The organism is Microbacterium sp. (genome assembly GCF_044340635.1).
GTDB lineage: Bacteria > Actinomycetota > Actinomycetes > Actinomycetales > Microbacteriaceae > Microbacterium.
Window position 1 is genome coordinate 38,324 of record NZ_JBIITF010000008.1, and the last position, 14,336, is coordinate 52,659.

13 protein-coding genes and 1 tRNA gene are annotated in these 14,336 nt (G+C 69.5%); 1 reads left to right on the forward strand and 13 read right to left on the reverse strand.

Annotated elements, in window-relative coordinates; translation table 11 throughout:
- Positions 1-64 precede the first annotated feature (64 nt).
- From ACIQ0W_RS08775 to ACIQ0W_RS08825, 11 genes are all read right to left on the reverse strand, one after another.
- Positions 65-140, reverse strand: a tRNA-Thr gene (locus tag ACIQ0W_RS08775).
- A 165-nt stretch (positions 141-305) separates the two neighbouring features.
- The gene (locus tag ACIQ0W_RS08780; protein WP_396642499.1) at positions 306-1,769 is read right to left on the reverse strand and encodes an alpha/beta hydrolase; all 1,464 of its coding nucleotides are present in this window, start codon (positions 1,767-1,769) and stop codon (positions 306-308) included.
- A gap of 92 nt (positions 1,770-1,861) precedes the next feature.
- The gene (locus tag ACIQ0W_RS08785; protein WP_396642394.1) at positions 1,862-3,022 is read right to left on the reverse strand and encodes a DNA polymerase III subunit delta'; all 1,161 of its coding nucleotides are present in this window, start codon (positions 3,020-3,022) and stop codon (positions 1,862-1,864) included.
- A 165-nt stretch (positions 3,023-3,187) separates the two neighbouring features.
- Entirely contained in the window at positions 3,188-3,850 is a 663-nt protein-coding gene (tmk, locus tag ACIQ0W_RS08790; protein ID WP_396642396.1) for a dTMP kinase, read from the reverse strand.
- Positions 3,850-6,564 carry a type I DNA topoisomerase gene (gene topA / locus ACIQ0W_RS08795; RefSeq protein WP_396642397.1) on the reverse strand — a complete coding sequence of 905 codons (2,715 nt, stop codon included), beginning with the start codon at positions 6,562-6,564 and terminating at the stop codon, positions 3,850-3,852. The genes tmk and topA overlap by 1 nt, the downstream gene beginning before the upstream one ends.
- Positions 6,565-6,688: 124 nt before the next feature.
- Positions 6,689-7,024, reverse strand: a complete 336-nt coding sequence (locus ACIQ0W_RS08800) for an Rv3654c family TadE-like protein (RefSeq protein ID WP_396642398.1) — start codon at positions 7,022-7,024, stop codon at positions 6,689-6,691.
- 86 nt (positions 7,025-7,110) lie between these two features.
- Positions 7,111-7,407, reverse strand: coding sequence for a hypothetical protein (locus ACIQ0W_RS08805; protein ID WP_396642399.1), 297 nt, complete (start codon positions 7,405-7,407; stop codon positions 7,111-7,113).
- A 116-nt stretch (positions 7,408-7,523) separates the two neighbouring features.
- Positions 7,524-7,727: a DUF4244 domain-containing protein gene (locus ACIQ0W_RS08810; RefSeq protein ID WP_396642400.1), complete on the reverse strand. Its 204-nt coding sequence runs from the start codon at positions 7,725-7,727 to the stop codon at positions 7,524-7,526.
- Between the two features lie 173 nt (positions 7,728-7,900).
- Entirely contained in the window at positions 7,901-8,830 is a 930-nt protein-coding gene (locus ACIQ0W_RS08815) for a type II secretion system F family protein (protein WP_396642401.1), read from the reverse strand.
- Positions 8,818-9,801: a TadA family conjugal transfer-associated ATPase gene (locus tag ACIQ0W_RS08820; protein ID WP_396642500.1), complete on the reverse strand. Its 984-nt coding sequence runs from the start codon at positions 9,799-9,801 to the stop codon at positions 8,818-8,820. The genes ACIQ0W_RS08815 and ACIQ0W_RS08820 overlap by 13 nt, the downstream gene beginning before the upstream one ends.
- A gap of 291 nt (positions 9,802-10,092) precedes the next feature.
- On the reverse strand, positions 10,093-10,392 hold the full coding sequence (locus ACIQ0W_RS08825; protein WP_396642403.1) for a hypothetical protein: 300 nt from the start codon (positions 10,390-10,392) through the stop codon (positions 10,093-10,095).
- Between the two features lie 114 nt (positions 10,393-10,506).
- Here ACIQ0W_RS08825 and acs point away from each other — a divergent pair, with 114 nt between their 5' ends.
- Positions 10,507-12,471: an acetate--CoA ligase gene (acs, locus tag ACIQ0W_RS08830; RefSeq protein WP_396642404.1), complete on the forward strand. Its 1,965-nt coding sequence runs from the start codon at positions 10,507-10,509 to the stop codon at positions 12,469-12,471.
- A gap of 138 nt (positions 12,472-12,609) precedes the next feature.
- On the opposite strand, the gene ACIQ0W_RS08835 is transcribed toward acs, so the two are convergent.
- Together ACIQ0W_RS08835 and ACIQ0W_RS08840 are read right to left on the reverse strand one after the other, a co-directional pair.
- Positions 12,610-13,074, reverse strand: coding sequence for a hypothetical protein (locus tag ACIQ0W_RS08835; RefSeq protein ID WP_396642405.1), 465 nt, complete (start codon positions 13,072-13,074; stop codon positions 12,610-12,612).
- Positions 13,075-13,136: 62 nt separating this feature from the next.
- Entirely contained in the window at positions 13,137-14,216 is a 1,080-nt protein-coding gene (locus tag ACIQ0W_RS08840) for an alpha/beta hydrolase (protein ID WP_396642406.1), read from the reverse strand.
- Positions 14,217-14,336 lie beyond the last annotated feature (120 nt).

Here is a 14,336-nt window from a genome sequence, read left to right on the forward strand (position 1 = left end):
CCGCTCGAATGTGGGCAAAGCGCACCCCAAGCTGGCGATAAACGGGACTTAACCTGCCATTTCGTGGAGCCACCTAAGGGAATCGAACCCTTGACCTATTCATTACGAGTGAATCGCTCTGCCGTCTGAGCTAAGGTGGCGCGCGCCGCTTGCGCGATGCACAAGCAACGATCTTACAGGCTGCCGGGTGCACTCGTGAACTTCGCGCTCCAAGCCCGCGAGTGCATTACTTCGTACCGAGCGCACGGGTTCCGTACGGTGCGTACGTCGTGCACTCGCGCGCACGTCGTGCACTCGCGCAAGCGTCAGCCGCAGAGGCCGTCCGGCGGCACGGTGCCGTCGATCAAGTACGCCTCGACCGCGTCGTCGACGCACGCGTTGCCCTTGTTGTAGCCCGTGTGCCCCTCGCCGACGTTCGTCACGAGGGTGCCGGACTCGAGCTGCTCCGCGAGCGCCACCGACCAGGCGTACGGGGTCGCGGGATCGCCGGTCGTGCCGACCACGAGGATCGGCGCCGCACCGGCCGCGGCGATCGGTCCACGGGTTCCGGTCGGCTCGTACGGCCAGACGTCGCACGGATCCGGGCCCGCCCAATACGGGGCGATCGTCGGGGCTTCGGCGGCGATGAGGGCATCAGATGCATCCTGATCCGCCTGCGAACCATCCACCGGGTAATCCATGCAGTTGTACGCACGGAACGCCTCGGCCGAGTTGTCGGTGTACACGCCACCCTCGCGACCGTTGTAGAAGTCGGCGAGCAGGAACGCCGTCTCGGGATCGCCCTGCAGCGTCTCGCTGAGCGCCTGGGTCAGAAACGACCAGTTCGCCTGCGAATACAGCGCGGCAACGATCGCCGTGACCAGGCTGTCGGCGCCGAGCTCGCGCCCGTCGCTGGCCGGCAACGGTGTGCGGTCGACGCTCGCCAGCAGCGCACCGAGGTCGGCCATCGCCTGGTCGACCGAGCCGCGGAACGGGCATTCCTGGGTCGTGAGACAGTCCGCCATGTACGCGCGCAGGGCGTTCTCGAACCCGACCGCCTGCTCGGTGCCGACCTCGAGACCCGAGATGGACGGATCGATCGCGCCATCCAGCACCATCCGTCCGACGTTCTCGGGGTACAGCTCGGCGTACGTGGCGCCCAGGAAAGTGCCGTACGAATAGCCGAGGTAGTGCAGCTGGTCATCGCCCAGCACACCCCGCAGCAGGTCCATGTCCCGCGCGGCGTTGGTGGTCGTGATGAACGGCAGGATGCCCTGACTGTTCGCCTCGCACGCCTCGGAGAACGCGGCGTTGCGCTCGGTGAGTTCGGCCTCCCACTCCGCCGACCCGCGCGGGTTCGCGGGGATCTCGTAGAGGTAGGCGTCCATGTCCGCCGCGTCGAAGCATGCGACTGCCGTGGACTCCCCCACCCCGCGCGGGTCGAAGCCGATGATGTCGTACGACTCCTGTAGAGCGGAGCCGACCGCGAAGTCGAGCGAGTCCCGCACCAGGGCGACACCGCTCGCGCCCGGCCCGCCCGGATTGGTCAAGAGCGACCCGATCCGCTCGGACCCCGTCGCCCCCGACCTGATCACCGAGAGGCCGATCGTGCCGGCGGCGGGATCCTCCCAGTCGAGCGGCGCCGTCACCGTGGTGCACTCGAACTGACCGCAACCGGTCCACGAAAGCTGCTGCGCATAGAACGCGTCGAGATCGCTCGGGTCCTCGATCGCCGGGGCGGACGAGGTCGGCTCTTCGGGGATGGCCGCGTAGAGGCATCCGCTCAACATCACGGATGCGGCCACCAGGGCGATCGAAGCGCGCAGAATGCGGCCGGCGTGACGCGCGGGGTGATGTGCGGGGCCACGGCGTTCGGTGCGGGTCACGAGATCCTTCCGGTCGCCGCGGTCACGAGCATGCTCTCGAGGGCGAGGGCGGGCGCGGCGTTCTGTTCAAGGTTACGACGAGTCATCTGCAGCTGATCGAGCACATCGAGTGTGCGCTGCGGAGTCCACGCGGATGCGGCAGCCCGCAGCTCCGGCTCGAGTTCGACGTTCACGAGGTCGCTGTCGCGGCCGTACTGCAGCATGACGATGTCGCGGAACATCGACTGCAGATCGGTGAGGACCCGGTCGATCCCGTCCCGGAGGCTCCGTGTGGCACGCCGTTTCTGGTCGTCATCGAGCGCGCTCAGCTGGGAGCGCACCGACGGCGGGACCGCCTGCCCCTCGGTCACACCGATGGTGCGGAGGAACTCGGCACGCTCGGTCGCGTCGCGCTCGGCGGTGAGAGCCTTCGCGTCGTCGGTCGCGACCTCGACGATGCGGGCAGCGACGGCCACGACGTCACCGACATTGCGGACGGCGAGCACCGCGCGAAGGGTTTCGTCGCGGCGCGCGCGAGCACCGTCGTCAGACGCGAGACGCTGGGCCATACCGATGTGCCGTTGCGCGTGGCGCGCGGCCTGCTCGGCGATCTCGGGGGACGCCCCGGTGCGGTCGGCGACGAGCCGCGCGACGTCTTCAACCTCGGGCTCGCGCAGCCGAACCGAGCGGACGCGCGAGCGGATCGTCGGCAGCAGGTCGGCCTCGCTCGGCGCGCACAAGACCCACACGGTGCGCTCGGGCGGCTCTTCGAGGGACTTGAGCAGGACGTTGGAGGTGCGCTCGGTCATCCGGTCCGCGTCTTCCACCACGATCACGCGGTGGCGGCCAAGGGAGGGCGAATATGCCGCCCGTTCGACGAGCTTTCGCGCCTCGTCGATCGTGATGATGACGCGTTCGGTGCGGAGCGCCGTGAGGTCGGGATGCGTGCCGGCCAGCACCTGCCGCATCGTGCCCTCGTCGCCCTCGTCGTTCGCGATGAGCGCCGCGGCGAACGCGTAGGCGAGGGTGGAGCGACCCGAGCCCGGCGGGCCGGTGAGGAGCCAGGCGTGCGTCATGCCCTCGGAGTCGCCGCGCGCGGCCGCGGAGAGCGACGCGACGGCGGCGTCCTGACCCCAGACGGCACCCCACGGAAGGGCGGAGGGGGCGGGCGTCGGCACTTCCCCAGACTAGCCGGGGCTGCCGACGCGACCGGCTGGCGGACAGTACTCCGGATGAGTTGCGTATCCGGACGCCACAAATGACGGTTGGGCCCCGACGACGCCAGAAGCTCCGGAGTACTGTCCGGACATGGGCGCACGCGGAACCGCGGCCGACCCGAGCGGCTAGAGCAGGGGCTCGATGCGGGCCCGCACGGCCGCCGCGAGCTCGGCCGCCGGAAGGGTCGCGTCGAGCACCAGGAACCGCTCGGGCTCCGCCGACGCGAGGTCGAGGAACGCCGTGCGCACCCGGGTGTGGAAGTCCTCGCGCTCGGCCTCGAGCCGATCGAACGGCTTGTCGTCCGCGTCGAGCCGCGCACGGGCCGCCGCGGGGTCCAGGTCGAGCAAGATCGTCACGTCCGGCAACGCGCCGCCCGTCGCCCACAGCGACAAGTCGCGCACCTCGGTCGCGTCGAGCACGCGTCCGGCCCCCTGATACGCGACGGATGAGTCGAGATACCGGTCCTGCACGACGACGTCGCCCCGCTCGAGCGCGGGAATCACCAGCGTCTGCACGTGCTGCGCCCGGTCGGCGGCGTACAACAGGGCCTCGGCGCGCGGCGCGACCTCGCCCCGATGGTGCAGCACGATGTCGCGGATCAGCACGCCGACCTCGGTACCGCCCGGCTCGCGTGTGCGCACGACGGTTCGACCGGATGCCTCGAGCCACTCCTGCAGCAGCGCCGCCTGCGTGGTCTTCCCGGCGCCGTCGCCGCCCTCGAGCGTTACCCAGAGACCCGGGCGCGGACCCGGGCGCGACGTTGCCGCCGCGCCCCCGGCATCCGTCATCACTTCTTCTTCGCCGGTGCCTTGCGGGCCGCAGGCTTCCGCGCGGTGCGCTTGGGGGCGGGGCCCTTGGCGCGCTTGTCGGCGAGGATCTGCACGGCACGCTCGAAGTCGATGTCTTCGACGCTCTCACCGCGCGGGATCGTCGCGTTGGTCTCGCCGTCGGTGACGTAGGCGCCGAAGCGTCCGTCGCGGATGCGGATCGGCTTGCCGCTGAGAGGGTCGGCCTCGAACTCCTTGAGCGCGCTCGACGGGCGGCGCGCGCCGTACTTCGGCAGGGCGTACACGGCGAGCGCGCCGGGCAGGTCGATGTCGAAGATCTGCTGCTCGTTCTCGAGCGAACGCGAGTCCGTGCCCTTCTTCAGGTACGGACCGTACCGGCCGTTCTGCGCGGTGATGACATCGCCCGACTCGGGGTCGGTACCGACCGTGCGGGGCAGCTCGAGCAGGCGCAGGGCGGTGTCGAGGTCGATCGTGTCAACCGACATGCTCTTGAACAGCGAGGCCGTGCGGGGCTTCGGCGCGACTTCCTTCTTCGTGCCGCGCTTCTTCGGGGCCGGAGCGTCGACGACCTCACCGGTCGCCTCGTCCACGCCCGCGGGCTCCTCGGGCTCGAGCTCCTGCACATAGGGGCCGTAGCGGCCGTCCTTGACGACAACGAGCTTGTGGGTCTCGGGGTGCTCGCCGAGCACGCGGTCGCCGGCGACGGGCGCCTCGATAAGCTCCTGCGCCTTGGCGGGTGTCAGCTCGTCGGGCGCCAGGTCTTCGGGCACGTTGACTCGGCGCGGGTCGGCCTCCGGGTTCTCGGGGTCGACGACCTCGAGGTACGGGCCGTACTTGCCGATACGGAGCGTCACGCCATCCGAAATAGGGCGGGAGTTGAGCTCGCGGGCGTCGATCTCGCCGAGGTTGTCGACGATGTTCCGCAGGCCCGCGTGACCCTCGGAGCCGAAGTAGAACTCCTGCAGCCACGCGACGCGACCCTGCTCGCCGCGGGCGATCGCGTCGAGGTCGTCCTCGAGCGCGGCCGTGAAGTCGTAGTCGATCAGGTCGGGGAAGTTCTCTTCCAGAAGCCGGACCACGCTGAAGGCGATCCAGCTCGGCACGAGGGCCTGGCCGCGCTTGGTGACGTAGCCGCGGTCGAGGATCGTGTCGATGATGCTCGCGAACGTCGACGGGCGGCCGATCCCCTTCTCTTCCAGCGCCTTGACGAGGGATGCCTCGGTGTAGCGCGGCTTCGGGGTGGTCTGGTGGCCCTTCGGCTCGACCTCGGTGACGGTAAGCGCGTCGCCGACGGCGACCTGCGGCAGCGACTGCTCGTCGGCTTTGTCTGCGTCTCCGCGCTTTTCGTCGCGCCCCTCTTCGTACGCCTCGAGGAAGCCCTTGAAGGTGTAGACCGTGCCGGATGCGGTGAACTCGACGCGGCGAGCGCCGGCCGCGACCTCGAGGGTCACGGTCGTGGTCTCGTACTTGGCGTCGGCCATCTGGCTCGCGACGGTGCGCTTCCAGATCAGGTCGTACAGGCGCTGCTCATCGCGATCGAGCGATCCCGTCAGCGACGACGGGGTGCGGAAGTGCTCACCCGAGGGACGGATCGCCTCGTGCGCCTCCTGCGCGTTCTTGCTCTTGCTCTTGTAGACGCGGGGGTTGAGCGGCACGGCCGCCGAACCGTACAGCTGAACGGCCTGCTCGCGCGCCGCCTGGATCGCCTGGGTACCCAGCGACACCGAGTCGGTACGCATATAGGTGATGTAACCCTTTTCGTACAGGCGCTGGGCGACGCTCATGGCATGCTTGGCGCTCATCGAGAGCTTGCGGCCGGCCTCTTGCTGCATCGTCGAGGTCGTGAAGGGCGCGTAGGGGCTGCGGGTTCCGGGCTTGGCCTCGACCTTGCTGACGGATGCCTCGCCCGCCGTCTGCACGTCGGTTGCGAGTTCGCGGGCCGCGGCCTCGTCGAGCACGACGACTGCCTTCTTCAGCTGGCCCTTGTCGTCGAAGTCGGTTCCGCGGGCGATGGCGGCACCGTCGATGCGGACGAGCTTGACGCCGAAGGCGGAAGCATCCTTCGCGACCTGAGCTTCGATGTCCCAGTAGTTGGCGCCGACGAAGGCGATGCGCTCGCGTTCGCGGTCGACGACGAGGCGGGTGGCGGCAGACTGCACGCGGCCGGCCGAGAGGGCCGCACCGTTGCTGCCGGATCCGATCTTGCGCCAGAGGACGGGCGAGACATCCCAGCCGTACAGACGGTCGAGGATGCGGCGGGTCTCTTGCGCGTCGACCAGGTCGTGGTCGAGCTCGCGTGTCTTCTCGACGGCGGCCTGGATCGCGTCCTTGGTGATCTCGTGGAAGACCATGCGCTTGACGGGAACCTTGGGCTTGAGCGCCTCGAGCAGGTGCCACGCGATGGCTTCGCCCTCGCGGTCCTCATCTGTGGCCAGCAGGAGTTCGTCTGCACCCTTCAGGGCGCGCTTGAGCTCGGCGACGGTCTTCTTGCCGCGGTCGCTCTCGACGTAGAAGGGGGCGAAGTCGTTCTCGATGTCGATCGAATACTTGCCGACCGAGGTCTTCTTCAGATCGGCGGGGATGTCCTTCTTGTCGGCGAGATCACGGATGTGTCCGACAGACGACAGCACCTCGTAGTCGTCACCGAGGTACGACTGGATCGACTTCATCTTCGTCGGAGACTCGACGATGACGAGCTTCTTGCTGGTGGCCACGGGGGTCCTTTCTCCGATGCACACCATACACACCGCACACTGTGAGCCGGGTCGGGACGGCGCGGAACCCCCTCCGTGACGAGTCGGTGGATTCGGGCCGACGCGGCGGATCCGATCCACAGACTCAGCCCGAATCGACCGAGTCGCGGGGCGGTCCCGCCCGGGCGCGCGCCGCCGCCGCCATGCCCGCAAACGACACCTCAACGGTGACGATGGCGTCGAGATCGTCGGTCCCGCACGAGACCAGCCGCGCACCGGATGCCTCGGCCACCTCCGCCGCGCGTTCGCACGGCTCGCCCGGCAGCGCACCCGACACGCTGTCGGCCGCGGCGATCGCGGCGTTGTCGGCAGCCCCCGCGGCGCGGCGAGCAGCCACGGCTGCGCCGCCCGTCGCCGCGAGACCGATCGTGAGGGTGGCGCTGACGAGCATCGACCCGACGACGAGCATCGCACCCGCCATCAGCCGCGCTCCACCATCGCACCCGCCATCAGCGGCCTCCCGCCTCACCGCGAGGCATCAGCGGCGCTCCAGGACAGCGCAGGGCATCAGTGGCCGCCCGCCGCGGCGCAGGCGCTGGCGGAGACATCCAGTCCGGCCGCGGCGAGGGCGGGCACCGCGACGGGCGACGTCAGCGTGACGCAGACGAGCCGATCGCTCTCGGTGATCCGCATAATGGTTCCGCCGGCAAGGCGGCCGACCAGGGCATCCGCGGGCTGTAGCTCCCCGCGCGCGACCAGGCGGGCCGCATCCGCCGCGGCTCCCTGCAGACGCACCGTCTGCGACCCCGCCGCCAGCGCACCGACGCCCACCACGATCACGAGCAGAGCGGCGGGAAGGGTCACGGCGAACTCGGCCGCGACGGATCCACGCTCATCGAGCGGGACTCGTGCGCGACGCTGCCCACAGCGACATCGACTCCGGCGACAACCGCGGCGGCGACCCCACCCGCGGCGCACGCTCACGCCACCGTCAGAGCACGTCGGACGAGATCGGTCAGGATGCCGCGCACCTCGTCGCTGCGCATGATCACGACGAGCAGCCCGGCGAAGGCGACGGCCGCCATCGTGGCGATCGCGTATTCGGCGGTCGCGGCTCCGGCGTCGTCCTCGAGGAGGCGGCGCCGGGCGGTCCGAACGGCGCGAGGGCTGAAGGGGTCTTTCATGATGTACCTCTCTATATGTGGTCAGTTCGAACATGTGGTCAGTTCGAATGGTCAGTTCGATCCATGGCCCCGGAGTTACGGGACGCAGGATCGGTTTGCCTGGCACTTATTGCGACGACCGCTCGCCGCGAGGGACAACACGTGCCAGGCGAGCGGTGAGGTGGGTCCTTCCTCTAGAGGGCGGGGAGGTCGGTGGTTCCGAGGATCGACAGCACCAGCGGTGCGACGGCGAGAAGCAAGAAGGACGGCAGGGTGCAGATTCCGAGGGGCAACAACAGTCGGGTCCCGAGTTTCGAGGCCCGCAGCCGTCCGTCGACGCGGGCGCGATGACGGGCGCTCGCGGATTCGGCGCGGAGCAACTCGACCGCAGGAACACCCGCCGCACGCGATAGGTCGAGGACGTCCCGCACACCGGGAGGGATGTCCGTCTGCACGTCGTCACGGCGAGGGTCCACGGCCGCACGTGCGCGGCCGATGTGCACCGCAGCGGCGTCTATCGATGCCCCGCCGCTCAGGGCGATCGCGAACAGTTCCGCGTCGAGACCCGGGAGCCCCGGATCGGGTCGGGCGCGCATGATCAGGCGGGCCGTCCACACCCGCGCACACACGACGAGCGCCAGTCCGGCCGCGAGGCACGCGACCCCCCGCGGATCGGTGAACAGGATGCCGAGAGTGTCGAACCCCAGAGCCACACCCATCAGCAGACCGACCGCCGGCAGCCACAGCATGAGTCGCGCGGTGGCGGCGGGCTCGGCGAGGGCGACGGTGACGTCGTCGCGCGCCTCGGCGGCATCCCTCAACCCGAGGGCGAAGGAGCGCAACGCTTCGGCGAGCGCCGCACCGACCGCGGACGCCACCGCCCACGCGACCGCCAGCTCGCGCCACGACTCGCCCCGAGCCGCGATCGCGGCCGCCACGGGCACGCCCCGGTCGAGGTCGGCGAGCACAGCCGCCGCCGAGGCATCCCGCTCGGCCAGGTACCGCCAGGCGGCGAGCGGCGCGACGCCCGCCTGCAACAGGACGGCTGCACGGCGCGCGACCTCGGCGACCTCGGCGGGACCGGCATCCTGAACGGTCGCGGTTCGCCGCCTCACGAGAGCCACGGCACCTGCTCCACGATCGCGAGCCGCCCGCTCTCGAGGCTGAGGCGACCCGCGCCCACGAGAGTGCGGGAGCCGTCGGCGGCACGACCGACGTGAACGACCGCCCCGATCGCGCTGACGGCCTGCCGGGCCAGGGCGGCATCGTCGAGGCCCGCGAGCGCTCCGAGAGCCTCGAGCCGGGCGGGCACTTCCCCCAATCCGCTCGCGTGAACCGTGCCGGCCCCGCCGTCGTGGCCCGTGTTGAGCGCAGCGAGAAGCTCGCGAACCTCCTCACCACGACACTCCCCCAGCACGAGCCGGTCTGGACGCATCCGCAGTGCTTCCCGGACGAGACGCGCGAGCCCGATCCCGCCCGCGCCCTCGAGGTTCGGCTGCCGAGCCTCCAATGCGATGTGGTGCGGGTGGGCGATCGTCAGCTCGGCGACGTCCTCGATCGTGACGATGCGCTCGGAGGTGGGGGCGGCAGCGAGCAGCGCGGCCAGGAGCGTCGTCTTGCCGCTACCCGCGGCACCGGTGACGAGCACGTTCACGCGGTCCGCGACCAGCGAGCGAAGCCAGGCAGCACAGCCCGGGTGGACGCGGAACATCCCCCGCGCTTCGAGATCGTCGAGCGTCGGCCGCACGACCCGCGGTATGCGGATGGAAAGCGTCGTACCGGCGGTCGAGATGGGTGGCAGGACCGCGTGGACGCGCATCCCGGAGTCCAGCCGGACGTCCACGCACGGACTCGCCTCGTCGACGTGTCGCCCCCCGAGCCCGATCAGTGCGAGCGCGAGTTCCCGCACTGCATCCTCATCGGCGCGCCAAACCGGGTCGCGCACCGCCCCCGCACCCCGGTCGGCCCAGAGCCCGCGTGAACCGTTGACGAAGACATCCGTCACGTCCGGATCGTCCAGATAGGCGGCCAGCGGCGCGAGTTGCGACGGATGCTCGGATGGCGCGTATACCGCGGGCACCTCGGCCTCGTGCATCCCGGCCGAATCCCGTTCGCGCACGAAACCGGTGCCGGGGGGACTGCTGATGTGCTCGAACGCCGGCACGAACCCGCCGGTCCGCCGATCCGGCTCACGGTGCACGGAATCAGGCCGCCGGAAATCGGCGGAGAACCTTTCGTGCCCGGCCGCGCGCCCGACGACATCGGGCGGCGGCGCGGGCACGAAAGGTGGGGGCATGCAGCGAGGTTAGGAGAGCCCGCATCCCCGCTCCCGCGCCCACCCCCCATTCCGGGGACCTGCCCCTGAATCGCCTGCTGGGGAGGACCCTCAAACCCTTCGAGCTGTCACAGAACGCTCGATCTCGCGATCGGATGCAGCGGTTTGTGACAGCTCGACCGCGAGAATGCCGCGGGGGAAGAAGAAGGCGGCATCCCGTGGGGGGAACGGGATGCCGCCGTGCAACGTCCGCACATGGGGACGCCGCGATGCCAGAATCGAATGTTCGGCCGCGAAAAGCATACGCATGAACTCGAGCACATCTCGCCGATTCGGGCAGATCAGGCGGTATATCAGCGCGCGGATGTCAGGAGCCCTGCGATCGGACGCGCCGAGCACGACCCACAGCACCCGCGACACCGACTTTCGGCGGTAGTCGCCCCTCCGAAAGCGCCGGTACATTCGCAGAGACGATCCCCGGCGGCCCCGAGCGCCGGAGTGAACCGCACAAAGGAGCGCGCATCAATGTCCAGCCAGATCGACCACCTCTACAACGAGACGCGGCACTTCGCCCCGCCCGAGGGTTTCGCCGACAAGACGGCGACCGAGGCCCTGTACGAGCGTGCAGCCGAAGACCGCGAAGGCTTCTGGGCTGATCAGGCCCGCGTTCTGCACTGGTCGAAGCCGTTCACTCGGACGCTCGACTGGACCAACCCGCCGTTCGCGAAGTGGTTCGACGACGGCGAACTGAACGTGGCCTACAACTGCCTCGACCGCCACGTCGAGGCCGGCAACGGCGACCGAGTCGCTCTTTACTGGGAGGGCGAACTCGGCGACGAGCGTCGCATCACATACGCCGAGCTGACGGACGAGGTCAAGCGCGTCGCCAACGTCCTGCAAGAACTCGGTGTCGAGGCCGGAGACCGGGTCGCGATCTACCTGCCGATGATCCCCGAGGCCGTCGCGTCGATGCTCGCCGTCGCGCGCCTCGGCGCCATCCACTCCGTCATCTTCGGCGGTTTCTCGGCCGACAGCCTGCGATCCCGCATCGACGACGCGGGCGCAAAGGTCGTCATCACCGCGGATGGCGGCTACCGCAAGGGCAAGGTCTCACCCCTGAAGCCCGCGGTCGACATGGCCCTCGCCGACCGCAACGGCTCGGGCGTACAGGCGAGTGTCGAGCACGTGCTGGTGGTACGTCGCGGCGAGAACGAGGTGGACTGGACCGAAGGGCGCGACGTGTGGTGGCACGATGCCGTGCCCGAGGCATCCGGTGATCACGAGGCGCAGCCCTTTCCCGCCGAGAACCCGCTCTTCATCCTGTACACCTCGGGCACGACGGGTAAGCCGAAGGGCATCCTGCACACATCGGGCGGATACCTCACCCAGGCCGCCTTCACGCACCGGAACGTCTTCGATCTGCGCCCCGAGACGGACGTCTACTGGTGCACCGCGGATGTGGGATGGATCACGGGACACTCCTACGTCGCGTACGGCCCGCTCGCGAACGGCGCGACGCAGGTCATGTACGAGGGCACGCCCGACACCCCGCACCCGGGGCGCTGGTGGGAGGTCATCGAGAAGTACGGGGTGACGATCTTCTACACCGCCCCCACCGCCATCCGCTCGTTCATGAAGCTGGGGCGGGCGATCCCGCAGAAGTTCGACCTGTCGAGCCTGCGCGTGCTCGGCTCGGTGGGAGAGCCCATCAACCCCGAGGCGTGGATGTGGTACCGCGAGGTGATCGGTGCGGGCAAAGCTCCGATCGTCGACACGTGGTGGCAGACCGAGACGGGCGCGATCATGATCTCGGCGCTGCCGGCCGTGACGACGACGAAGCCCGGTAGCGCCCAGGTGCCGATCCCGGGCATCTCGATCGACGTCGTCGACGACGCCGGCGAGCACGTCGGCACCGGCAACGGCGGCCTGCTCGTCGCGACCGAACCGTGGCCGAGCATGCTGCGCGGCATCTGGGGCGACCCCGACCGGTACGTCGAGACGTACTGGGAGAAGTTCGCCGACCAGGGCTTCTACTTCGCGGGCGACGGCGCGCGGCTCGACGACGACGGCGACATCTGGCTGCTCGGCCGGGTCGACGACGTCATGAACGTTTCGGGTCACCGACTCTCGACGGCCGAGATCGAATCGGCGCTCGTGGCGCACGAGGCGACGGCCGAGGCCGCCGTGGTCGGGGCATCCGACGAGACGACCGGACAGGCCGTGGTCGCGTTCGTCATCATCAAGCAGAGCTACCTCGACAAGCACTCCCCCGACGGCCTCGCGCAGGGACTGCGCGCCTGGGTCGGCGAGCAGATCGGCCCGATCGCGCGTCCTCGCGACGTCTACATCGTGGCCGAGCTGCCCAAGACCCGCTCCGGCAAGATCATGCGGCGCCTGCTGCGTGATGTCGCCGAGGGTCGGGATGTCGGGGACACCACGACGCTCGCCGACACCGCGGTGATGAGCGTGATCAGCGCGCAGGTGCGCTGACTCGACGCGAGGCGCTACCCGCGCCCTGACGCTCGGCGCAGGTCGGAGATTCGGCGAGGGTCGGATGGATTGGATGCATCCGACCCGACGCTCGCCGGATCTCCGACGCCCACGTCGGCGCGCGCGCCCGGCCGACGCCTACTTGCCGTCGATACGGCGCAGCTGCGACCCCACGACCACGAAGAACGCGCCGAGCCCGGCGACGAGCGCGCTGACCCCGTACGCGAGCACGGACGTCATCAAGGCGGTGCGAAGCGAAGCCGCGGTCGCAAGCGAGGCGCTCTGACCACGCAGCTTGCCCTCTTCTTCGCTGCCCTTCTCGACGGTGCGGAGCGCGTCGCTGATGTCGGCGAACGTGCGTCCACCCGCGCCGCGCTCGGCGTTGCCCTTGATCACGACGGCCTCGACGTAGGCGGAGACGGGATCCTGCACGGTTTCGCCCGCCAAGATCGGCGCGTTGCCGGGAACCGTGATCTTCTCGGCGCGCAACTGCTTCGTCACCGCGAACCAGGCCCCTGAGCCCGCGACGGCGAGCAGTGTGCCCGCCGCGACCGTGAGTCCACCGACGCGGCGCAGGACAGTGAGCGGTGGGAGGGAGGCCATGGGGGTGTCCTTTCGGGCGCGGATGTCTCCACGCATCCTGACACGCGCCGCCCGTTCTCCGCTCAGCCGGTGACGTCAGCCAGGTAGGCGAGCGCCTTGCGCGCCTCGGGCAGATCCAGATGGAACTGGTACTCGTGCGGCAGCGCCGGGCTGTGTTGCGCGGGCCAGAAGAGCTCGGTGACATCGACGCCGACATCGCGCAGACGCTGCGACATCGGTATCGACTGCAGCCACGTCAGCCCGTCGCCGTTGCCGCCCGAGATGTAGGTGGGCGGGAAGTCATCCGTCACCCATTCGATCGTCGACATCGTCGCTCCCTCGTACGAGGCCGACCAGTTCTTGGTGCCCGTGTACGCCCACAGCGCGACCTGAAAACCCCACGCGGTGATGCCGTCGAGCTCGGCCATCGCGGGCAGGCTGTAGACGCCGCAGTTGAGGATCGCGCCGACGAGCTGATCGGGTTCGAGCGCCGGTTCCATGCCCATGATGTCGGCGTACCGCGGATTGGTCATCAGCACGGCGAGCTGGCTGGCGAGCTGCCCACCCGCCGAGTCGCCGGCGAGGACGATGCGGGATGCGTCGACCCCCAGCTCTTCCGCGTTCGCGTCGATGTAGGCGAGCGCCTCGTTCAGCTGGGTGATCGCGATCGGGTATGCCCCCTCGGGCCCGAGCGTGTAGTTCACGCCGATCGTCGTGTAGCCCTCGTTCGCGAGGATGCGCAGATACGGATCGACGTTCTCTTTCGAGCCCGAGATCCAGGCGCCGCCGTGGACCCAGACCACCGTCGGCAGCACCGCGCCAGCGGCCGCCGATGTGAAAACGTCCATCGTCGTGTCGGCGGCGGCGATTCCCGCCGTGGCGGGGGCATAAACGACATCGAGCTGTTCGCGCAACGGGGTGTCGGGGACGTAGGGCTGCATCTCGGCAACAGTGGCCGCTCCCCCGCGCTCGAAGACCGAGCGGATGATCATCGCGGAGGGCCACGGCGTGACCGACGTGACGATGCTGATCACGACCAGGATCGCGACGAGCGGGACACCGATCCACAGGACGACCCGCAACCAACGATGCCGCGGCTGGGCCCGCTCGGTTCGGGTGTCGTTCTGCTGCACGTCTTCTCGTGACACCTCGTGCTCTGCCATGTGCGCCTCCGGCGTCAGTGTGGCACAGCCGAAGCGGCAGCCCCGGGAGGCCCGGATGCTCCGCTACAACGCGTTCCACAGACCGTCAAGCCCCGGCATCCGTTCACACGGATGACACAC

What these genes read in the sequence shown, in the direction of transcription:
- ACIQ0W_RS08780 (WP_396642499.1), bottom strand. Translation starts at nt 1,769, where the DNA reads ATGTTGAGCGGATGCCTCTACGCGGCCATCCCCGAAGAGCCGACCTCG.
- tmk (WP_396642396.1), bottom strand. Translation starts at nt 3,850, where the DNA reads ATGACGGATGCCGGGGGCGCGGCGGCAACGTCGCGCCCGGGTCCGCGC.
- ACIQ0W_RS08800 (WP_396642398.1), bottom strand. Translation starts at nt 7,024, where the DNA reads ATGGCGGGTGCGATGCTCGTCGTCGGGTCGATGCTCGTCAGCGCCACC.
- ACIQ0W_RS08810 (WP_396642400.1), bottom strand. Translation starts at nt 7,727, where the DNA reads ATGAAAGACCCCTTCAGCCCTCGCGCCGTTCGGACCGCCCGGCGCCGC.
- ACIQ0W_RS08820 (WP_396642500.1), bottom strand. Translation starts at nt 9,801, where the DNA reads ATGCACGAGGCCGAGGTGCCCGCGGTATACGCGCCATCCGAGCATCCG.
- acs (WP_396642404.1), top strand. Translation starts at nt 10,507, where the DNA reads ATGTCCAGCCAGATCGACCACCTCTACAACGAGACGCGGCACTTCGCC.
- ACIQ0W_RS08835 (WP_396642405.1), bottom strand. Translation starts at nt 13,074, where the DNA reads ATGGCCTCCCTCCCACCGCTCACTGTCCTGCGCCGCGTCGGTGGACTC.
- ACIQ0W_RS08840 (WP_396642406.1), bottom strand. Translation starts at nt 14,216, where the DNA reads ATGGCAGAGCACGAGGTGTCACGAGAAGACGTGCAGCAGAACGACACC.